We start from the raw sequence: 19260 nt of genomic DNA on the forward strand, positions 1-19260 counted from the left end.
ACGACTGAGCGGCGGCCGTTTCGCTTCCACAGCCGGCAGGCTCAACGATTGTCAAAATTCAAGTCTACTAAAACCGCGTCACGATATCCGACAGGTCGGGGCGAGGGCGATCCTTGCTCGGCTTTGTCGGCGTGCCGATATGGATGAAGCCTGCGAATCTTTCATCCGGCCTCAATCCGAGGCCTTCAAGTATGTCGCGATCGTAGGCAAACCATCCGGTCAGCCAGTTCGCGCCGTAGCCTAGCGCTGTGACTGCATTGACGATGTTCATGGCGCTGGCGCCTGCCGACAGCACCTGCTCCCATGACGGCACCTTGGGGTGTGGCTTGATCGAGCTTACCACGCCGATCACCAGCGGCGCTTCCATCAACTGGTGCTTTTCGATTTCGATCTCTTCCTGCGGCGCCGAAGGATTTTTGCGCGCGTAAACCCGGGCGATGACGTCGCCTGCGCGGGCACGTCCATCGCCCTCGAACACGATGAACCGCCACGGGACCACTTTGCCGTGATCGGGCACGCGCGAACCGATGGTCAGGATGGTCTCGATCTCGGCGGGCGAGGGGCCGGGACCGCTCATGTCGCGTGGCTTGACCGAGCGGCGGGTGCGCAGAAAATCAATGGTGTCGGGCATGTTGCTCTCTAAAAAAACCGATGCCGCTTGGCGTGTGAACGAGAAGGCCCGCGACTGATGCCTCCTTCGGAATACACCGCTACTGCGGGATGTTTTTTCTCCTGAGGTCCGGCGGCGTCGCTTCCGCGACCAGCGCCGCGATCGCCTCGTTCGTCGGCATCACCTTCTGGCCGTCGCTTCCGAGGCGGCGGATCGATACCGACCGGCTTTCGGCTTCCTTTTTGCCGACCACGAGCAAAGCGGGGACTTTCGCCAGCGAATGTTCGCGCACCTTGTAATTGATCTTCTCGTTGCGCAGGTCGATCTCGACGCGAAGGCCGGCGTGGCGGACGGCCGCGACGACTTCCCTGGCATAGTCGTCGGCGTCCGACGTGATCGTCGCAACAACGGCCTGCACCGGCGCCAGCCAGAGCGGAAAATGCCCGGCGAAATGTTCGATCAGGATGCCGGCGAAACGCTCCAGCGAGCCGCAGATCGCACGGTGGATCATCACCGGAGCGACCTTGTTGGAATGTTCGTCGATGTAGAACGCGCCGAAACGTTCCGGCAGGTTGAAGTCGACCTGCGTGGTGCCGCACTGCCACTCGCGGCCGATGGCGTCACGCAGCACGTATTCGAACTTCGGCCCATAGAACGCGCCCTCGCCGGGATTGATCGAGGTGGTGATGCGATTGCCCGACTTCGCCTTGATCTGCTCCAGCACGGCCGTCATCACGCTTTCTGCATGGTCCCACGCCGCGTCCGAGCCGACGCGCTTGTCGGGACGCGTCGAGAGCTTGACCGTCAGCTCGCCTTCGAAGCCGAAGTCTTCGTAGGTCGAGAGGATCAGGTCGTTGATCTTGAGGCACTCCTCGGCGAGTTGCTGCTCGGTGCAGAAGATGTGCGCGTCGTCCTGCGTGAAGCCGCGCACGCGCATCAACCCGTGCATCGCTCCTGATGGCTCGTAGCGGTGCACCACGCCGAACTCGGCAAGGCGGATCGGCAGTTCGCGGTAGCTCTTGAGCCCGTGCTTGAAAATCAGCACGTGGCCGGGGCAATTCATCGGCTTGATCGCGAACCAGCGCTTGTCCTCGGCTTCGTCGCCCGCCGACTGCGCCGCGAACATGTTCTCGCGATACCATTCCCAGTGCCCGGAGGTTTCCCACAGCGACTTGTCGAGCATCTGCGGCGCGTTGACCTCGTCGTAATCTGCCGCAAGACGACGGCGCATATAGGCGATGATTTCCTGGAACAGCGTCCAGCCCTTGGCGTGCCAGAACACGACGCCAGGACCTTCCTCCTGGAAATGGAACAGATCCATCTCACGACCCAGGCGGCGGTGATCCCGCTTCTCCGCCTCCTCGAGCTGCTTGAGGTAGGCGTCGAGGTCCTGCTGGCTCGCGAACGCGGTGCCGTAGATGCGCGTCAGCATCGGGTTGTTGCTGTCGCCGCGCCAGTACGCGCCGGCCACCTTCATCAGCCTGAAGGCGTTGCCGATCTTGCCGGTGGAGGTCATGTGCGGGCCGCGGCAGAGATCGAACCAGTCGCCCTGATAGTAAATCTTGATCGGCTCGTTGCCGGCAATGGCGTCCACCAGTTCGACCTTGAAAGCCTCGCCCTTGTCGCGGAACACCTGCTTGGTCTTTTCGCGGTCCCAGACGTCCTTGGTGAAGGGTTTGTCGCGCGCGATGATCTCGCGCATCTTCTTCTCGATCGCCGGGAAGTCCTCCAGCGAGAACGGCTCGTTGCGGAAGAAATCGTAATAGAAGCCGTTCTCGATCACCGGGCCGATGGTCACCTGCGTTCCCGGCCATAGCGACTGCACGGCTTCGGCCAGGACGTGAGCGGCGTCGTGCCGGATCAGCTCCAGCGCGCGCGGGTCGTCGCGGCCGATGAATTCGATCTTTGCGTCGCGTTCGATCGGGTCGGCGAGATCGCTGACGACGCCGTCCAGCGCCATCGCCACCGTGCGCTTGGCCAGCGACGGTGAAATGCCTTTTGCGATATCGAGGCCGGTGGTGCTTTTCGGAAATTCGCGCTGCGCGCCGTCGGGGAAGGTGAGGGTGACGTTATCGGCGGGCGAGACGGGCTTCAGGTTGGCGAGGCCATACTGGAATCCCGATGCGGGTTCGTTCTTGTCGGACATCGATCTCTCCTGTGGCTCACTCCTGCGAACGAGCGCAGGTAAGCGGGATGCAGCGGTATAGCAGGCGTTTCGGCCGTTGCAACGGCTGAAACGGTCCGCCGCCGTCCGAATCCGGGGAGCGGGCTTTGCCCTCGATCAATGCTGGGTGTCATGGATGGGGGGATGGTTGCCCGCCTCATCCATCCGCAGCAGCCCTTCGAAGCGGGCAAACATCGCAAGGCGGTCGGCCGGAATTGACTGCTCGGCTTTCGCGAGCGCCTGCGCGAGTTCGTTTGCGACGTCGGGCGCAATACCCGCATGCCGCAATGCTTCGGCGCTTCTGATACCGTCTCCGGCGCAGAGAATTATGGTCCAGCGTCCGTGCTTGTTCCGCAGCAGCGCGCGGCCGCCCATCTCGCCCTGGGTCCAGCCGGCGATCGCATAGCCCGCCGTGGCGACCACCGGTTCGACGACCAGCTTTGCGTCCGGCTTGTCGAAGGTCGAATGGAGCAGGTCGCGCACGGCGTCCTCGTCCGGTCCGGCGATCGCCGAGCCGGTGAGGCTCCAGAGTACGATGAGCGCGACAAACAGTTTCGTCAGCACCGAAATCTCCTTATACATCCGCCTCACTACGTTGCTTCACAGGCGGCTGCGGCCGCGTCGCTGTAAAAATCCACGTCGCAGGTTTCAGGCCGCGATTTTCGGAGAGCCCCGCCTTGGCCAATACAATCTACGGCATCAAGAACTGCGATACCATGAAGAAAGCGCGCGCGTGGCTGGACGACCACGGCATCGCCTATGACTTCCATGACTACAAGGCCGCCGGCATCGATCGCACCCGGCTCAAGGGATGGGCCGCAAAGCTCGGCTGGGAGCCATTGCTCAATCGCGCCGGCACGACGTTTCGCAAATTGCCGGACGCGGACAAAGCGGGATTGACCGAGGCCCGCGCGCTGGCCCTGATGCTTGATCAGCCCTCGATGATCAAGCGTCCGGTGCTTGAGGCCGGCGACAAGCTGCTCGTCGGCTTCAAGCCGGAGGTTTACGAGAAAGAGTTTCGGACGTCGAAGAAACGCTAGCGCTGCCCCTGCGGTCACGGCGCTATCTCCGTTGATGGCCATGGATCGCGAGCCTCGTACGCCGAATGTACTTTGCTCCTTGCCTAACCCCATCCATTGACTCATATTCTTGAAGGCGTCCCGTGTCCGGGTGGTATCCAGCGCACTGAACGGGTCCGGCAGTCTTAAAGACTCAGCCGCGAGGGGAACCGAGCGATAGCTGAGGGGGAATTCTGAGTGGCGAATGAGTTCATTCTTGAGACTCATGGATTGACCAAGGAGTTTGCCGGTTTTATCGCCGTGAGCGACGTCGGTCTGCGCGTTCGCCGTGGCAGTATTCATGCATTGATCGGCCCCAACGGGGCGGGAAAAACCACCTGCTTCAACCTGCTGACCAAGTTCCTCAAGCCGTCGGCCGGTCGGATTTCCTACAACGGGCGGGACATCACCGCGCTTGCTCCGGCCGACGTGGCGCGGCTCGGGCTGGTGCGGTCGTTCCAGATTTCGGCGGTCTTTCCGCATCTCACCGCGCTTGAAAATGTCAGGGTCGCGTTGCAGCGCCAGCACGGCCATTCCTTCGATTTCTGGCGTTCCAAATCGGTGCTCGATCGCTTCAACGGTCGCGCGCTTGAACTGCTGGACCAGGTTGGCTTGAGCGAGTTCGCGAAAACCCTTGCGGTGGAGATGCCGTACGGACGCAAGCGCGCGCTGGAGATCGCGACGACGCTGGCGCTCGATCCGGAAATGATGCTGCTCGACGAACCGATGGCCGGCATGGGGCACGAGGACATCGACAGGATTGCCGCGCTCATCAAGCGCATTTCGGCGAAATACACGATCCTGATGGTCGAGCATAATCTGAGCGTGGTCGCGAACCTCTCCGATATCATTACCGTGCTGACGCGCGGCAAGGTTCTCGCCGAAGGCAATTATGCCGACCTGACCAAGGACGAGCGCGTCAGGGAAGCGTATCTGGGAGCCGGTCATGGCTGACGGAACGATGACCGCGCCGGGCGTTGCCGGTTCCGCAAAGCCGGCCGGCGAGGCCATACTGGCGGTTCAAAATCTTCAGGCGTGGTACGGCGAATCCCACATCCTTCACGGCATCAGCTTCGACGTCGCGGCGGGAGAGGTCGTCACGCTGCTCGGCCGCAACGGCGCCGGCAAGACCACGACGCTGAAGGCGATCATGGGCATCATCGCCAAGCGCACCGGCTCGATCCGTTTCGACGATCACGACATCTCGCGCGCCTCGTCGGACAAGATCGCGCGTCTGGGTGTTGCGTTCTGTCCGGAGGAGCGGGGTATCTTCGCCAGCCTCGATGTGCGCGAGAACCTGATGCTGCCGCCGCAGGTGCGCAGCGGCGGCCTGTCGCTGGACCAGATCTTCGCGCTGTTTCCCAATCTGAAGGAACGGCTGCGCAGCCAGGGCACCAAGCTGTCCGGCGGAGAGCAGCAAATGCTGGCGATCGCGCGCATCCTGCGCACGGGCGCGCGCTTCCTGATGCTTGACGAGCCGACCGAGGGCCTTGCGCCGGTCATCATCGAGCAGATCGGCCGCACTATTGCGCGGCTGAAGTCCGAAGGATTCACGATCCTTCTGGTGGAGCAGAATTTCCGCTTCGCCGCGACGCTCGCCGACCGCTTTTACGTCGTCGAACACGGCAGGATCATCGACGGCTTCGCAAGTTCCGAATTGCAGGCCAACATGGACAAACTTCATGTCTATCTCGGTGTTTAGAGCGGTTTCGAGCGAAGTGGAATCCGGTTCGCGTGAAGAAAACGCGTCAATCAAGAACATGGAGTCTTTCATCGTTTCCATGAAACGGTGAAAGACTCCATGCGGCGTCCCCGGACGAGACCAAAACGGAGTGGCAGAAAATGAGGACCAGACTAGCAGTTCTGCTCGTCGGCACGGCGCTGACCTTTGGCATCACCTCCGCCGTGATGGCCCAGGACAAGGTGACGGACAAGAACGTCAAGATCGGCGTGCTGACCGATCTTTCCGGCCTGTATGCCGACCTCGGCGGAGAAGGCTCGGTCGTCGCGGCGCAGATGGCGGCCGACGATTCCGGGTTGAAGGCCAAGGGCTGGACCATCGACGTCATCTCCGCGGATCACCAGAACAAGCCTGATGTCGGCGCCGGAATCGCGCGCCGATGGATCGACGCCGACAAGGTCGACGTTATCGCCGACGTGCCGAACTCCGGAGTCGCGCTTGCGGTCAACAATATCGTGAAGGAGAAAAATCGCATCCTGCTCGATTCCGGCGCGGGCTCCTCGGAACTGACCAACACCCAGTGTACGCCGAATACGGTCCATTTCACTTACGACACCTACATGCTGGCTCACAGCACCGGCGGCGCGATGGTGAAGGCCGGCGGCGATAGCTGGTTCTTCATCACGGCGGATTATGCCTTCGGTCATGCGCTCGAGAACGATACGGCCGCGGTCGTCAAGGCCGCCGGCGGCAAGGTGCTGGGGAGCGTCAGGGCGCCGTTGAACACGGCGGACTTCTCGTCCTATCTGCTGCAGGCCCAGGCATCGAAAGCCAAGGTGATCGGGCTCGCCAACGCCGGCGGTGACACCACCAACTCGATCAAGCAGGCCGCGGAATTCGGCATCGTCAAGGGCGGCCAGAAGCTTGCCGCACTGCTGATGTTTCTGTCGGACGTCCACTCGCTCGGCCTGAACGTGGCGCAGGGGCTCAGCCTGAGCGAGACGTTCTACTGGGACGCGAACGACCAGACCCGGGCCTTCTCCAAGCGCTTCAGCGAGCGTCTGAAGACGCATGCGATGCCGACGATGGTTCATGCCGGCGTCTATGCGGGCCTGCTGCACTATTTCAAGGCACTGGAGGCGCTCGGCGGCAATCCGCATGACGGCGCCAGGGTGGTGGCCAGGATGAAGGAGATGCCGACCGACGATCCGCTGTTCGGCAAGGGCATGATCCGGATCGACGGCCGCGCGATTCATCCGGCCTTCCTGTTCGAGGTCAAGAAGCCCTCGGAGTCGAAGGGGCCGTGGGACCTCTACAAGCTGATCGGCACCACGCCCGGAGACGAGGCGTTCCGGCCGTTGTCGGAAAGCAAGTGCCCGCTGGTCAAGCACTGACGCTGTGGTTGCCCGGCGGCGCTAAGCCGCCCCGCCGGGGCAACCTTATCCGCTGGTTACAGATAGGTTGAATCCGGGAGCAACATGTCGATCAACCTGCAGGCCCTCTTCGCGCAGCTTCTGATCGGGTTGATCAACGGCTCGTTCTACGCGCTGCTGAGCCTCGGCCTCGCCGTGATCTTCGGCATGCTCAACATCATCAATTTCGCGCACGGCGCGGTCTACATGATGGGCGCGTTCTGCGCCTATTTCCTGCTCAACGTCTTCGGGATCGGCTACTGGCCGGCGCTGATTATCGCGCCGGTTCTCGTGGGCATCTTCGGCATGGTCATGGAGCGGACCATGCTGAAATGGCTGGCCGGGCTGGATCACCTGTACGGACTGCTGCTGACCTTCGGTCTGGCGCTGATCATTCAGGGCGTATTTCAGAACTATTTCGGCTCTTCCGGCCTGCCCTATGCCATTCCCGACGAATTGCAGGGTGGCATCAATCTCGGCTTCATGTTCCTGCCGATCTACCGCGGCTGGGTGATCGTATGTTCGCTGGTGGTCTGTCTCGCCACCTGGTACCTGATTGAGCGGACCCGGCTCGGCGCCTACTTGCGCGCGGCGACGGAAAACCCCACGCTGGTGCGCGCGTTCGGCATCAATGTGCCGCGCATGATCACGCTGACATACGGGTTGGGGGTAGGCCTCGCCGCGCTGGCCGGCGTGCTGTCGGCGCCGATCAATCAGGTGCGGCCGTTGATGGGGGCCGACCTCATCATCGTGGTGTTCGCGGTGGTGGTGATCGGCGGCATGGGGTCGATCATGGGATCGATCGTCACCGGATTTGCGCTCGGCATCATCGAGGGGCTGACGAAGTATTTTTATCCCGAAGCCTCCAACACCGTGGTCTTCGTGCTCATGGTGCTGGTGCTGCTGGTGAAGCCGACGGGATTGACCGGGCGGACGGTCTGACATGGCGGCATCGACCGACCATCCTGTTCGAGCCACAAGCCATCGCGTCATCGGCGACGAGATGATCGTTTTCATTCTCATGGCCGTAGTGCTGGCCATCGTCCCGATGACCGGGATCTATCCGTATTTCGTAATGCAGGGACTTTGCTTCGCGCTGCTCGCCTGCGCGTTCAATCTGCTGCTCGGCTACGGCGGCCTGTTGTCGTTCGGCCATGCGATGTTTCTCGGGACCGCCGGCTACGTCTGCGCGCATGCGTTGAAGGTGTGGGGTGTTCCGCCCGAACTCGGGATCGTCGCGGGCGTTGTCGCGGCGGCGCTTCTGAGTATCGTCACCGGGGTCGTCGCCATCCGCCGACAGGGCATCTATTTCGCGATGATCACGCTGGCGCTGGCGCAGCTTCTTTATTTCGTCTATCTGCAAATGCCGTTCACTCATGGCGAAGACGGTATCCAGGGGGTTCCGCAGGGAAAGATGTTCGGGGTCCTCGACCTCTCGCATCCGGACGCGCTCTATTACGTCATATTGGGCGGCTTCCTGTTCGGCTTCCTTGTGATCTACCGCGCCGTCAACTCGCCGTTCGGCGAGGTGCTGAAGGCGATCCGGGAGAACGAACAGCGTGCGATTTCCCTGGGCTACAAGACCGACCAGTACAAGCTTCTGGCCTATATCCTGTCGGGCACGCTGGCCGGGCTCGCCGGATCGCTCAAGGTGCTGGTGGCGCAGAACGCCTCGCTGACCGACGTGCACTGGACGATGTCGGGCGAAATCGTGCTGATGACGCTGGTGGGCGGCCTCGGCACGGTCTTCGGGCCCGTGGTCGGCGCCTTTGCGATCATCGCCATGCAGCAGTATCTGGCCGGTTTCGGGCAATGGGTCACGGTGATCCAGGGCGCGATCTTCGTCGTCTGCGTGCTGACTTTCCGCCGTGGCCTTGTCGGTGAAATTGCCCATTATCTCAAGCGATCGCTGTAAAATCCATCACGGACGGAGCCGTCCGAGGCCGCACAAACCGGTGGATGATGCCGCCGGTTGCGATGCCGATTGCCCACCGTTCCCGGAAATGGTTTATGACGTCCGTGCGATCCGGACTGGCGGCCCGGTTCTTTGTCTGCAAATTGGATACTGCGATGCTGCGTTGGTTCCGGTCCTTTCTTCCGAAAGAGGAGCGTTTCTTCGACCTTTTCGCCCGCCACTCGCAGACGGTCGTGCAGGGCGCGCAGGCGCTTCAGGGAATGCTGAAGGGCGGTGAAGAAACCCCGGTGTTCTGCCAGCGGGTCAGCCAGCTCGAGAACGATGCCGACGGAATCACGCGCGAGGTGCTGACCGCCGTCCGCCGCACCTTCATCACCCCTTTCGACCGCGTCGACATCAAGAATCTGATCACCTCGATGGACGACGCCATCGACCAGATGCAGCAGACCGCGAAGGCCGTGGTGCTGTTCGAGGTGCGAACCTTCGAGCCGCCGATGCGCGAGATCGGCGCGCTGATTGTGGAATGCGCCAATCTGGTCGTCCGCGCGCTGCCGCTGCTCGAGTCGATCAGCAACAACGTCGCGATGCTGACGGCGATCACCGAGGAACTCGGCAAGCTGGAAGGCCGCGTCGATGATCTGCACGATATCGGCCTGAAGGAGCTTTTCCTGAAGCACCGCAACGCCAACGCGATGGACTTCATTGTCGGCGTCGAGATCTACGATCACTTGGAGAAGGTCGCCGACCGCTTCGACGACGTCGCCAACGAGATCAGCAGCATCGTCATCGAGCAGGTATAGGGCAGGGCCGCGCCGTGGACGCCATGCTTGGTCTTCCGGTTCTGGTCGGCCTGATCGCCGTCGCCTTGCTGTTCGATTTCCTGAACGGGCTGCATGACGCGGCGAATTCGATCGCGACCATCGTCTCGACCCGGGTGCTGCGGCCGCAATATGCGGTGCTGTGGGCGGCGTTCTTCAACTTCATCGCGTTTCTGGTGTTCGGCCTGCACGTCGCCAATACCATCGGCACCGGAATCATTGAGCCCAGCGTCATCGACCCCCAGGTGATCTTCGCCGCGCTGGTCGGCGCCATGGTGTGGAATCTGATCACCTGGGGGCTCGGAATCCCGTCGAGCAGTTCGCACGCCTTGATCGGCGGGCTGGTCGGCGGCGGTATCGCGAAGGCGGGGATTTCGGCGGCGGTCTGGAGCGGCCTGTCGAAGACGTTGCTGGCGATCGTATTGTCGCCGCTGGTCGGCTTCGTGCTCGCCCTGGTGCTGGTCGGAATCGTTTCGTGGCTGTCGGTGCGTTCGACGCCGTTTGCGGTCGATCGCGCGTTCCGCATCCTGCAGTTCTTTTCCGCGTCGCTTTATTCGCTGGGCCACGGCGGCAACGACGCCCAGAAGACCATGGGCATCATCGCGGTGCTGTTGTATTCGCAGGGTCATCTCGGCGACCATTTCGAGGTTCCGTTCTGGGTGGTGCTGGCATGTCAGGCCGCGATGGCGTTGGGGACGCTGATGGGCGGCTGGCGGATCGTGCGAACGATGGGTCTGCGCATCACCAAGCTGACGCCGATGCAGGGTTTTTGCGCGGAGACCGGCGGCGCGGCGACGCTGTTCATGGCGACGTTCCTCGGCGTGCCGGTGTCGACCACCCACACCATCACCGGCGCCATCGTCGGCGTCGGCGCGGCCCGGCGGCTGTCGGCCGTGCGCTGGAACGTTGCGAGTTCCATCGTCTATGCTTGGGTTTTCACCATTCCCGCATCGGCGATGGTCGCCGCGCTGGCTTACTGGGCGGTGGCGTTCGTCAAGTAACGAGCTTCAGCCCGGCGATGCCGGCGACGATGAGCCCGATGCAGGCGAGCCGCGCGACAGTCGCCGGATCGCCGAACAGCACGATGCCGAGAATCGCGGTTCCGACCGCGCCGATGCCGGTCCACACCGCATAGGCGGTGCCGATCGGCAGCGTCCTGAGCACCAGCCCGAGCAGCGCAAGGCTCGCGGCCATGGCCGCCAGCGTCAGCACCGACGGCAGCAGTCGCGTGAACCCGTCGGTGTATTTGAGGCCGACCGCCCAGCCGACTTCCATCAAACCGGCGAGGAAAAGAATGAACCAGGCCATGACGAACCCTCCTTGAAAAACGGGCAGGGTCGTCCCCGCGGATGTTGGAGCATGATCTGCGAAAAGCGGGACCCGATTTTCGGACAAGATCACGCTCGATCAAAACAGGCTGATGGAAGGTCGTCCTTCCGCCTGATATATGAGGCCGCGAACGCTGGTCCGCAACCGTTGTAAATCCCCTTGATCCGGCGGGTTTTCCCTGCCACACGCTCGCTGATGTCCGACTTGGCCCTCCAGACCGAAACTCCCTTGCGCTCGCCATTGGCCGACGAAGTCGCGCGCCGGCGCACTTTCGCGATCATCTCGCATCCCGACGCCGGCAAGACCACGCTGACGGAAAAGCTCTTGCTGTTCGGCGGCGCCATCAATCTCGCCGGACAGGTCAAGGCGAAGGGCGAGCGGCGCAACACGCGCTCCGACTGGATGAAGATCGAGCGCGACCGCGGCATCTCGGTGGTCACCTCGGTGATGACGTTCGAGTTCGAAAATCTCGTCTTCAACCTGCTTGACACGCCGGGTCACGAGGATTTCTCCGAGGACACCTACCGCACGCTGACCGCGGTGGATTCCGCGGTCATGGTGATCGACGCGGCCAAGGGGATCGAGGCGCGCACCCGCAAGCTGTTCGAGGTCTGTCGCCTGCGCGACATTCCGATCATCACCTTCATCAACAAGATGGACCGGGAGAGCCGCGACACCTTCGAACTGCTCGACGAGATCGAAAAGACGCTGGCGCTCGATACCACCCCGATGACCTGGCCGGTCGGTCGCGGCCGCGATTTTCTCGGCACCTACGATATCGCGACCGGCGGCATTCGCCTGCTCGACGGCGGCGGCGCCAAGACCGGCGCGGCCGAACGGATCGACATCGCCGATCTCGCGGCGCGCAACGCCAATCTGAATGTCGATGAGGTCAGGGATGAGCTGGCGCTTGCGACCGAGGCCTGCAAACCGTTCGACCTTGAGGCGTTTCGCGAGGGGCACCTGACTCCGGTCTATTTCGGCTCGGCGTTGCGCAATTTCGGCGTTGGCGATCTGCTGGAGGGGCTCGGCAAATTCGCCCCGCCGCCGCGCGCGCAGGAGTCAAACCTGCGCAAGGTCGAGGCGGACGAAGCGCGCATGACCGCTTTCGTCTTCAAGATCCAGGCCAACATGGACCCCAATCATCGCGACCGCATCGCTTTCGCCCGTCTTTGTTCCGGCAAGCTGACGCGCGGCATGAAGGCGAAGCTCGTTCGCACCGGCAAGCCGATGCCGCTGTCGTCGCCGCAATTCTTCTTCGCGCAGGATCGCGCGATCGCGGACGAGGCGTTCGCCGGCGACGTGGTCGGCATTCCCAATCACGGCACGTTGCGGATCGGCGATACGTTGACCGAAGGGGAAGATGTCACCTTCCTCGGCGTGCCGTCATTCGCGCCGGAAATCGTGCGGCGCGTGCGGTTGACCGATGCGATGAAGGCGAAGAAGTTGAAGGAGGCGTTGCAGCAGATGTCGGAGGAGGGCGTCGTGCAGGTGTTCCGGCCGCGCGACGGCGCGCCTGCGCTGGTCGGCGTCGTTGGAATGCTGCAACTCGACGTGCTGAAAGCGCGGCTCGAGGCCGAATACTCGCTGCCGGTGGAATTCGAGGTCTGCGAATTCCAGCTCGCGCGCTGGATTTCATCGGACGACCGCAAGAAGCTCGATGCCTTTATCGCCGCCAATGGCTCCGGCGTCGCCGACGACGTCGACGGCGACCCGGTGTTTCTGGCCAGGAACGAATTCTACCTCGGCTACACGAGGGAACGGGCCGAAGGCATCACGTTCTCCAGCGTCAAGGATGTGAAGAAGGCGTCATAGGAGAAGGAGCATTCATGGCGATATGTTCCTGTTCTCATTCCGGATCGCCGCTGCTGCGGCGTCCGGAATGACGATCTGTTTTCGACGGCTCGTTGGAGATTGCTCCTTGCCTTTCGGCGCAAATCCGATCCGTTCGGACGTCGATGAAAAACGGCCGGCGCGTGACCGGCCGCTTCCCGGAATGCGTTTCTAGCGTATCGAGCCACCCGTGCGGGCGTTGCCGTTGACGTTCGCCGGTGGCGTATTTTCCGATCCGGAGGTGCCGGCATTGACGCCGCCGCGCCCCGGTGCCGCGCCGACGGTGCCGCTCGCCGATCCCTTCGGACGGATCTTTTGGGTATGCGCCGATCCGGACGTTCCGGCGCTGCCGCGGACGCTGTCGTGCTGTTGCGCTTGACCATGGCCCACGGGCTGAGCCTGGGCACCGGCAATTCCGAAAGCGGCGATCGCGGCGGCGGCTACGAGAAGTCTGACGTTCATTGGGTAGGCTCCATCTGGTTGGTGGAGCGGCGACAACGATGATTGCGGGACAGCGTTCCTCGCCGTTCAGGGTGATTGCTGGGTGTTGTTGCGACCAAAACTTGTTTGTCTCCGTTCTTGCGCCGTGTTGCCTGAAACTCCTCAAAAATGTTAATCGGAGATCAGTGCCCCGAAGGAGGAGACGATGGGTTTATTAGTGATGATTGCTGGCCTTGTTCTGTTCCTCGGCGTGCACCTCGCCGCGACCAAGCGCGACTTTCGCGCGCGGTTGATCTCGTCCTATGGCGAAGGACCCTACAAGATAGGCTTCTCGCTGATCTCGGCGGCCGGCGTCGCTCTGATCGTCTGGGGGTTTTTTCACTATCGCGCCACCGGCTGGATCGACGTCTGGCATCCGCCGCACGTGATGAAGCACATCGCCGAAGCGCTGATCCTGCCCGCGATCATTCTGGTGGTGGCGTCGTATATCCGCGGCCGCATCTATGCCAGGCTGAAGCATCCGATGCTGGCGGGCATCAAGCTGTGGGCCGCGGCGCATCTGCTCGCCAACGGGGACCTCGGCTCGATCATCCTGTTCGGCTCGATCCTGGCATGGGCGGTGATCGACCGCATCTCGCTCAAGCACCGCGCCGATCCCAGCGGCCTGCCGATCCCGGTCGGCGGGGTTCGCAACGACGTGATCGCGGTCGTCGTCGGCGTCGTCGTCTATCTTGCGCTCGGCGCTCTCTTCCATCCTTACGTCGTCGGCGTTCCGGTCTTTGGAGCCTAGCATGTCGGTCCAGTCGGTCTTGAAGCGCAGGACGGCACCCGACATTCGCGCGCGCAAGAACGGCGACCCGATCGTGATGCTGACCTCGTATCACGCTCACACCGCGGCGCTGGTCGATCGCCATTGCGACGTCATTCTGGTCGGCGACAGCCTCGGCAACGTGATGCACGGTTTCGAGACCACGGTGCCGGTCACGCTGGACATGATGATCCTGCAGGGCCGCGCGGTGATGCGCGGCTCGCAACAGGCGCTGGTCGTGGTGGACATGCCGTTCGGCTCCTACGAGGCCTCGAAGGAGCAGGCGTTTCATTCCGCCGCGCGCATTCTCAAGGAGACGCTCTGTGGCGCGGTGAAGCTCGAAGGCGGCGTGAAAATGGCGGAAACCATCGCCTTTCTCGCCGCGCGCGGCATTCCGGTGATGGGGCACGTCGGCCTGACGCCGCAATCGATCAACACGCTGGGTTCGTTTCGCGCGCAGGGACGCGAGGAGGGAACGTGGCAGCCGATCGAGGACGACGCGCGTGCCGTCGCGGAGGCCGGCGCGTTCGCGATGGTGATCGAGGCGGTCGCGGAGCCTTTGGCGCGCAAGATCACGGAGACCGTGGCGATCCCGACTATCGGCATCGGCGCCAGCGCAGCCTGCGATGGCCAGGTGCTGGTGCTGGAGGACATGCTCGGCCTGTCGCCGCGCGCGCCGAAATTCGTCCGCCGCTATGGCGAACTCGGCCCCATGATCGAGGCCGCGATCGAGGGCTATGCGCGCGATGTGCGCAGCCGCGCCTTTCCCGGCCCGGAGCATGTTTATGCGATGAAGCCGAAAGGCTAATGGGCATTTGAATCGACCGGGTATCGGCTGCCTGTGGCCGACGCCCTGATCGGTCCGCTTTGCCTTGTCGGCGCCATATCGCTAGGGTATCGCCGCCGCCAACGCAGGGGAATGTCGCGCGAGCCCGCACCGCGGGCTTTTGCGTAAAATCGGGGACGGAAGTTTAAGTGACTGAATTATTTAGTGAAGTCGATGACGAACTGCGCCGCGAGCAGCTCAGGAAAATTTGGAGCCGCTACTCGGGGCTGATCATTGCCGCCGCCGTCCTCATCATGATCGGTGTCGGCGGTTGGCGCGGATATCAGTACCTTCAGGCTCAAAAGGCCGCCAAGGCCGGCGCGGCTTTCGAGGCGGCGGTGGCGCTGGCCGATCAAAACAAGCACGCCGAAGCCGAAGCGGCTTTCACGAAACTGGCGGAAACCGCGCCGCCCGGATATCGCAATCTGTCGCGGCTTCGCGCCGCCGCTGAAGCCGCCAGGCATGACCCGAAGGAAGCGGTCAAGCTCTATGACGCGATTGTTGCCGACAAAGGGTTCGGCACCGCGGAGCGCGATCTCGCGCGTGTCCGTGCCGCCGGCTTGCTGCTGGACACCGAGACTTACGACAACATGCTGCAGCGGCTGAAGTCGGCGACCGCGCCCGAGGCACCCTTCCGCCACACCGCACGCGAACTGCTGGCACTGTCCGCCTGGCGCGCCAACGATACGACGGCCGCGCGGAAGTGGCTGGATATGATCAATGAGGACGGTCAGACGCCGTCGAGCCTGCGCAGCCGCGCCGAAGCGTTGCAAGCCCTGCTGCCGCCGGTCGCGAAAAGCTGATATCCGTGAGTCGAACTCAAGTTTGAACGAGAACCGTGAATGCGCCGCTCGCAACGCCTGATCGCCTCCGCTGTCCTGATCTCGCTCTGCGGTGCGCTGGCCGGTTGCGGCGGCGGCGGTCTGAGCAACTGGGATCCGTCCGATATGCTCGACTTCCTCGATACGAAGAAGAAGCTGCCGGGCAAGCGCGAGCTGGTTTTCCCCGAAGGCGTTCCCGGCATCGAACAGGGCGTGCCGAAGGATCTCTACAAAAGCAACGTTGAGCAGCAACAGCAGCAGGATCAGGCCGCTGTTGCGGCCGCGGCGGCGCCACCGGATGAATCCGCGCACGCGCGGCGATCGGGAGCAACGGCAGGGACCGCTGCTGGCGCGGAGGCTGGTGCTGCGAAAGCAGCCGCCGCCCCGAAGCCCCGCAAGCCAAAGCGGCTGGTCCATCGGCGAGCCACGTCGCTGCCCAAGGACGAATCCCCGGCGCAGGACCAGACGCCACAACAGCAGCCGGTCCAGCAGTCCCAGCCGGCGGCCTCGCCATTCCCCGCGCCGATGCCGAGCGGCAGCTTTTCGCGTTGACGGCGGTGGCGCGAACGTAAAGCGTTCGTCGCCCGGCGCGCCCGGAAATGACACCTGTCGATACTTTTTCAACATCCTGCTAGAGCAGGCTTGCTTTAGAATGGATCAGCAACAACCTGCCCGGCTTTATGCCGGGCATCTGCGTCTTGGAATTTCAGCGAAGAAAGACGTGGATGGCCCGGACGGAGCCGGCCATGACGGAACAGGGTGTTTCCATCAAAACCTAAACCGCTCTAAGGGGCAGGGAACGCCGATGTCCTTCACTGTTGCCATCATAGGCCGGCCCAATGTCGGCAAGTCGACCCTGTTCAACCGCCTGGTCGGACAGAAGCTCGCGCTGGTCGATGACGAGCCCGGCGTGACCCGCGATCGTCGCGAAGGACAGGCGCGTCTCGGCGACCTCGATTTCACGGTCATCGACACCGCCGGCCTCGACGAAGGACCGCGCGGCTCGCTGACGGCGCGTATGCAGGAGCAGACCGAGGCGGCCATCGCAGCCGCCGATGCGCTGATGTTCGTCTTCGATGCGCGCGCGGGCCTGACGCCGACCGACCGTTCCTTCGCCGATGTCGCGCGGCGCGCCGACAAGCCGGTCGTTCTCGTCGCCAACAAGAGCGAGGGACGTCATGGCGATGCCGGCGCGCTGGAGTCCTATGCGCTGGGGCTCGGCGATCCGGTCGGCGTGTCCGCTGAGCACGGCGAGGGCTTGAGCGATCTCTACGATGCGTTGCGCGCCGTGATGCCGGAGCCAGCCGAAGAAGCCGAGGAATTCGACGATGACGATATCATCGAGTCCGAGGATATCTCGCAGCGGCCGATCCGCGTTGCGATCGTCGGGCGTCCCAATGCCGGCAAGTCGACGTTGATCAATCATCTGCTCAGCGAGGAACGGCTGCTGACGAGCCCGGAAGCCGGCACCACGCGGGATTCCATTTCGGTCGAGCTGGATTGGAAGGGCCGCGATTTTCGCATCTTCGATACCGCCGGGTTGCGCCGCCGCTCACGTATCGAGGAGAAGCTCGAAAAGCTGTCGGTGGCGGACACCTTGCGCGCCATCAGGTTCGCCGAAGTCGTCGTGCTGATGATGGATGCGCAGAACAGGTTCGAGGAGCAGGACCTGCGCATCGCCGACCTGATCGAGCGCGAGGGTCGCGCGCTGGTGATCGCCGTCAACAAATGGGATCTGATGCCGCGCGGGTCGGGCGGGATCGCATCGCTGCGCCCCGATGCCGATCACTGGCTGCCGCAGGTCAAGGGCGCGCCGGTCATCGCGGTCTCCGGCCTGACGGGCGAGGGGATCGACGCCCTGATGACGGCGATCCAGAACGCCTACGCCATCTGGAATCGCCGCGTGCCGACGGCTGCGCTCAATCGCTGGTTCCAGCAGGCGGTCGCCGCCAGCCCGCCGCCCGCGGTCTCGGGTCGGCGGCTGAAGCTTAACTACGCGACCCAGACCAAGGCGCGGCCGCCGAGTTTCGTGGTGTTCTGTTCGCGCTCGGATGCGGTCCCGGAATCCTATCTGCGCTATCTCGTCAACAGTTTGCGCGAGGCGTTCGATCTGCCGGGCACGCCGATCCGTATCACGCTTCGCGAAAAGGCGAATCCGTTCGCGCATAAAAGCAGGCGCAAGCAAACGCGTATTCCGAAAAAGTGAATGCCGGTTTTTGCGAGAATGCGCAGGCCGGGTCAGCGGCTGCGGGGCGGCTGCGCGCGTTGCAGAAGCTGCGCCCGGTAATTCTCCAGCAATTCGGCGGCCAGCTCGGCCGGGGTCGGGCGAGCGCGTTCGCTCTTGTCGTCGGACGGCGAGAATTTGAGGGCAAAGGCACGCATTACGCGCTCGACAACGGCTTGCATCGATACCTCCTGACCCGCGACCGAGATCGTCCATCGCGCATCAAGTTCCGGTCAATTGTGAGGCAGGGTCATCCCGAACCGTTCAATAGGCCGGGCCGGCGGGAGGCGCCGCCGTTCTTCGAACGGCTATGCCCAGGATGTGTTTCCATAAAGACGCAAACTGCCGCCTCTCAGGGCGACGGCGGATGGAAGCTCGTCACCCTGCGGCTCTTGTAATCGTAAAGTTTGCCGGTCTCGTTCCAGGACGGCAGGCACATCGGCACGATGAATTCGGCAACCTGTTCAGGCGTGTCCAGCGTCATGGGATCCTCGCCGGGAAACACGGTGGCGCGCATCCGGGTGCGGACCGGCCCCGGATCGAATAAATTGACGCGGATCGAGGTTGTGGCCGTCTCATTCGCCCAGCATCGCACCAGCGTATCCAGCGCGGCTTTCGAGGCCGCATAGGGACCGCGATAGGCGTTGGCCTTGCTGGCAGCGCCAGACGTGACGAACACCGCGCGTCCGGCATCGGATTTCTGAAGCAATGGCTCCACGCAGCGGATCAATTGGAAATTCGCGGTGACGTTGATTGCCATGACGTTCTGCCACGGCTTCAGCTCGATATGGCCGAGCGGCGAGGACGGGCCGGCGATGCCGGCGTTGCCGACGAGAATATCGAGCTTGCCGTGGCGCTCGTTCAATGCGGCGCCGAGCCGGGCGATGCCTTCGAAGTCCGTGAGATCGAGCGGCACCAGCGTCGCGCTGCCGCCGTCCTTGCCGATGTCGTCGTCGAGTTCTTCGAGCCCTCCTTGCGTGCGGGCCACCGCGATCACATGCGCGCCGGCCTTTGCGAGCGCGCGGGCGGCGGCGTAGCCGATGCCGCGCGAGGCTCCGGTCACGAGCGCGATGCGGGAGGCGAGGGGACGGGTCATCGGCGATTCCGGATCATATCGTCTGCCGTCATGCGCGGGCTAAAGTAGTTTGCGTCTTGACGGAAAAACCGATCTGTCATGGCCGGGCTTGTCCCGGCCATCCACGTGTTTTTTCGTTGAAACTCCAAAGACGTGGATGCCCGGCATGAAGCCGGGCATGACGGGTTTCTGATTCTGTCCAAAAGAAACATGCTCCAAAGCGCGAAGCGCGTCTCGCGCGGATG

The 19260-nt window shown here is 63.1% G+C and carries 21 protein-coding genes; 14 read left to right on the forward strand and 7 right to left on the reverse strand.

Annotated elements, in window-relative coordinates; all coding sequences use genetic code 11:
• Positions 1-67: 67 nt before the first annotated feature.
• The 3 genes from ACMDCM_RS04550 to ACMDCM_RS04560 all read right to left on the reverse strand — a co-directional run bounded on the left by ACMDCM_RS04550 (position 68) and on the right by ACMDCM_RS04560 (position 3338).
• A complete protein-coding gene (locus ACMDCM_RS04550) occupies positions 68-631 on the reverse strand; it encodes a nitroreductase family protein (protein WP_412772453.1) in 564 nt (187 codons plus the stop codon).
• A gap of 79 nt (positions 632-710) precedes the next feature.
• Positions 711-2756 (reverse strand): threonine--tRNA ligase, encoded by a 2046-nt coding sequence (gene thrS, locus ACMDCM_RS04555; protein WP_412772454.1) that lies wholly within the window; start codon positions 2754-2756, stop codon positions 711-713.
• A 135-nt stretch (positions 2757-2891) separates the two neighbouring features.
• Positions 2892-3338: a copper uptake system-associated protein gene (locus ACMDCM_RS04560; RefSeq protein WP_412772455.1), complete on the reverse strand. Its 447-nt coding sequence runs from the start codon at positions 3336-3338 to the stop codon at positions 2892-2894.
• A 113-nt stretch (positions 3339-3451) separates the two neighbouring features.
• Between ACMDCM_RS04560 and ACMDCM_RS04565 the strand changes: the two genes are divergently transcribed.
• From ACMDCM_RS04565 to ACMDCM_RS04600, 8 genes are all read left to right on the forward strand, one after another.
• Positions 3452-3814 carry an ArsC family reductase gene (locus tag ACMDCM_RS04565; protein ID WP_412772456.1) on the forward strand — a complete coding sequence of 121 codons (363 nt, stop codon included), beginning with the start codon at positions 3452-3454 and terminating at the stop codon, positions 3812-3814.
• A 216-nt stretch (positions 3815-4030) separates the two neighbouring features.
• Positions 4031-4786 carry an ABC transporter ATP-binding protein gene (locus ACMDCM_RS04570; protein WP_412772457.1) on the forward strand — a complete coding sequence of 252 codons (756 nt, stop codon included), beginning with the start codon at positions 4031-4033 and terminating at the stop codon, positions 4784-4786.
• Positions 4779-5534 carry an ABC transporter ATP-binding protein gene (locus tag ACMDCM_RS04575; RefSeq protein WP_412772458.1) on the forward strand — a complete coding sequence of 252 codons (756 nt, stop codon included), beginning with the start codon at positions 4779-4781 and terminating at the stop codon, positions 5532-5534. Before ACMDCM_RS04570 ends, ACMDCM_RS04575 begins: the two co-directional genes overlap by 8 nt.
• Positions 5535-5674: 140 nt before the next feature.
• Positions 5675-6907, forward strand: a complete 1233-nt coding sequence (locus ACMDCM_RS04580) for an ABC transporter substrate-binding protein (protein WP_412772459.1) — start codon at positions 5675-5677, stop codon at positions 6905-6907.
• A gap of 96 nt (positions 6908-7003) precedes the next feature.
• Entirely contained in the window at positions 7004-7867 is an 864-nt protein-coding gene (locus tag ACMDCM_RS04585) for a branched-chain amino acid ABC transporter permease (RefSeq protein WP_412774665.1), read from the forward strand.
• Between the two features lies 1 nt (position 7868).
• Complete coding sequence (locus tag ACMDCM_RS04590; RefSeq protein WP_412772460.1) at positions 7869-8840, forward strand: branched-chain amino acid ABC transporter permease; 972 nt, start codon at positions 7869-7871, stop codon at positions 8838-8840.
• Positions 8841-8995: 155 nt separating this feature from the next.
• Entirely contained in the window at positions 8996-9640 is a 645-nt protein-coding gene (locus ACMDCM_RS04595) for a DUF47 domain-containing protein (RefSeq protein ID WP_412772461.1), read from the forward strand.
• Positions 9641-9654: 14 nt separating this feature from the next.
• Positions 9655-10659, forward strand: a complete 1005-nt coding sequence (locus ACMDCM_RS04600; protein ID WP_412772462.1) for an inorganic phosphate transporter — start codon at positions 9655-9657, stop codon at positions 10657-10659.
• Here ACMDCM_RS04600 and sugE read toward each other — a convergent pair.
• A complete protein-coding gene (gene sugE / locus ACMDCM_RS04605; RefSeq protein ID WP_412772463.1) occupies positions 10652-10966 on the reverse strand; it encodes a quaternary ammonium compound efflux SMR transporter SugE in 315 nt (104 codons plus the stop codon). The two genes, ACMDCM_RS04600 and sugE, sit on opposite strands and share 8 nt — an antisense overlap.
• Positions 10967-11182: 216 nt before the next feature.
• Between sugE and ACMDCM_RS04610 the strand changes: the two genes are divergently transcribed.
• Positions 11183-12802 carry a peptide chain release factor 3 gene (locus ACMDCM_RS04610; RefSeq protein WP_412772464.1) on the forward strand — a complete coding sequence of 540 codons (1620 nt, stop codon included), beginning with the start codon at positions 11183-11185 and terminating at the stop codon, positions 12800-12802.
• A 189-nt stretch (positions 12803-12991) separates the two neighbouring features.
• Here the strand turns inward: ACMDCM_RS04610 and ACMDCM_RS04615 are convergent, their stop codons facing one another.
• Positions 12992-13282, reverse strand: coding sequence for a hypothetical protein (locus tag ACMDCM_RS04615; protein WP_412772465.1), 291 nt, complete (start codon positions 13280-13282; stop codon positions 12992-12994).
• 184 nt (positions 13283-13466) lie between these two features.
• Here ACMDCM_RS04615 and ACMDCM_RS04620 point away from each other — a divergent pair, with 184 nt between their 5' ends.
• The 5 genes from ACMDCM_RS04620 to der all read left to right on the forward strand — a co-directional run bounded on the left by ACMDCM_RS04620 (position 13467) and on the right by der (position 17922).
• Positions 13467-14051 (forward strand): NnrU family protein, encoded by a 585-nt coding sequence (locus tag ACMDCM_RS04620; RefSeq protein WP_412772466.1) that lies wholly within the window; start codon positions 13467-13469, stop codon positions 14049-14051.
• Position 14052: 1 nt separating this feature from the next.
• A complete protein-coding gene (panB, locus tag ACMDCM_RS04625; protein WP_412772467.1) occupies positions 14053-14877 on the forward strand; it encodes a 3-methyl-2-oxobutanoate hydroxymethyltransferase in 825 nt (274 codons plus the stop codon).
• 167 nt (positions 14878-15044) lie between these two features.
• On the forward strand, positions 15045-15698 hold the full coding sequence (locus ACMDCM_RS04630; RefSeq protein WP_412772468.1) for a tetratricopeptide repeat protein: 654 nt from the start codon (positions 15045-15047) through the stop codon (positions 15696-15698).
• Positions 15699-15737: 39 nt separating this feature from the next.
• The gene (locus ACMDCM_RS04635; RefSeq protein WP_412772469.1) at positions 15738-16268 is read left to right on the forward strand and encodes a hypothetical protein; all 531 of its coding nucleotides are present in this window, start codon (positions 15738-15740) and stop codon (positions 16266-16268) included.
• A gap of 253 nt (positions 16269-16521) precedes the next feature.
• Positions 16522-17922: a ribosome biogenesis GTPase Der gene (gene der / locus ACMDCM_RS04640; protein ID WP_412772471.1), complete on the forward strand. Its 1401-nt coding sequence runs from the start codon at positions 16522-16524 to the stop codon at positions 17920-17922.
• Between the two features lie 32 nt (positions 17923-17954).
• Here the strand turns inward: der and ACMDCM_RS04645 are convergent, their stop codons facing one another.
• A complete protein-coding gene (locus tag ACMDCM_RS04645; protein ID WP_412772473.1) occupies positions 17955-18122 on the reverse strand; it encodes a hypothetical protein in 168 nt (55 codons plus the stop codon).
• A 170-nt stretch (positions 18123-18292) separates the two neighbouring features.
• Positions 18293-19036: an SDR family NAD(P)-dependent oxidoreductase gene (locus ACMDCM_RS04650; RefSeq protein WP_412772474.1), complete on the reverse strand. Its 744-nt coding sequence runs from the start codon at positions 19034-19036 to the stop codon at positions 18293-18295.
• Between the last annotated feature and the right edge of the window lie 224 nt (positions 19037-19260).

The sequence above is a fragment of the Nitrobacter sp. genome (genome assembly GCF_047149785.1).
GTDB lineage: Bacteria > Pseudomonadota > Alphaproteobacteria > Rhizobiales > Xanthobacteraceae > Nitrobacter.

Excerpts from the sequence above, each read along its gene's own strand:
- ACMDCM_RS04575 (WP_412772458.1), top strand. The coding sequence starts at position 4,779 with ATGGCTGACGGAACGATGACCGCGCCGGGCGTTGCCGGTTCCGCAAAG.
- panB (WP_412772467.1), top strand. The coding sequence starts at position 14,053 with ATGTCGGTCCAGTCGGTCTTGAAGCGCAGGACGGCACCCGACATTCGC.
- ACMDCM_RS04615 (WP_412772465.1), bottom strand. The coding sequence starts at position 13,282 with ATGAACGTCAGACTTCTCGTAGCCGCCGCCGCGATCGCCGCTTTCGGA.
- thrS (WP_412772454.1), bottom strand. The coding sequence starts at position 2,756 with ATGTCCGACAAGAACGAACCCGCATCGGGATTCCAGTATGGCCTCGCC.
- sugE (WP_412772463.1), bottom strand. The coding sequence starts at position 10,966 with ATGGCCTGGTTCATTCTTTTCCTCGCCGGTTTGATGGAAGTCGGCTGG.
- ACMDCM_RS04635 (WP_412772469.1), top strand. The coding sequence starts at position 15,738 with ATGCGCCGCTCGCAACGCCTGATCGCCTCCGCTGTCCTGATCTCGCTC.
- ACMDCM_RS04580 (WP_412772459.1), top strand. The coding sequence starts at position 5,675 with ATGAGGACCAGACTAGCAGTTCTGCTCGTCGGCACGGCGCTGACCTTT.
- ACMDCM_RS04610 (WP_412772464.1), top strand. The coding sequence starts at position 11,183 with ATGTCCGACTTGGCCCTCCAGACCGAAACTCCCTTGCGCTCGCCATTG.
- ACMDCM_RS04590 (WP_412772460.1), top strand. The coding sequence starts at position 7,869 with ATGGCGGCATCGACCGACCATCCTGTTCGAGCCACAAGCCATCGCGTC.
- der (WP_412772471.1), top strand. The coding sequence starts at position 16,522 with ATGTCCTTCACTGTTGCCATCATAGGCCGGCCCAATGTCGGCAAGTCG.
- ACMDCM_RS04645 (WP_412772473.1), bottom strand. The coding sequence starts at position 18,122 with ATGCAAGCCGTTGTCGAGCGCGTAATGCGTGCCTTTGCCCTCAAATTC.
- ACMDCM_RS04550 (WP_412772453.1), bottom strand. The coding sequence starts at position 631 with ATGCCCGACACCATTGATTTTCTGCGCACCCGCCGCTCGGTCAAGCCA.
- ACMDCM_RS04650 (WP_412772474.1), bottom strand. The coding sequence starts at position 19,036 with ATGACCCGTCCCCTCGCCTCCCGCATCGCGCTCGTGACCGGAGCCTCG.
- ACMDCM_RS04595 (WP_412772461.1), top strand. The coding sequence starts at position 8,996 with ATGCTGCGTTGGTTCCGGTCCTTTCTTCCGAAAGAGGAGCGTTTCTTC.
- ACMDCM_RS04620 (WP_412772466.1), top strand. The coding sequence starts at position 13,467 with ATGGGTTTATTAGTGATGATTGCTGGCCTTGTTCTGTTCCTCGGCGTG.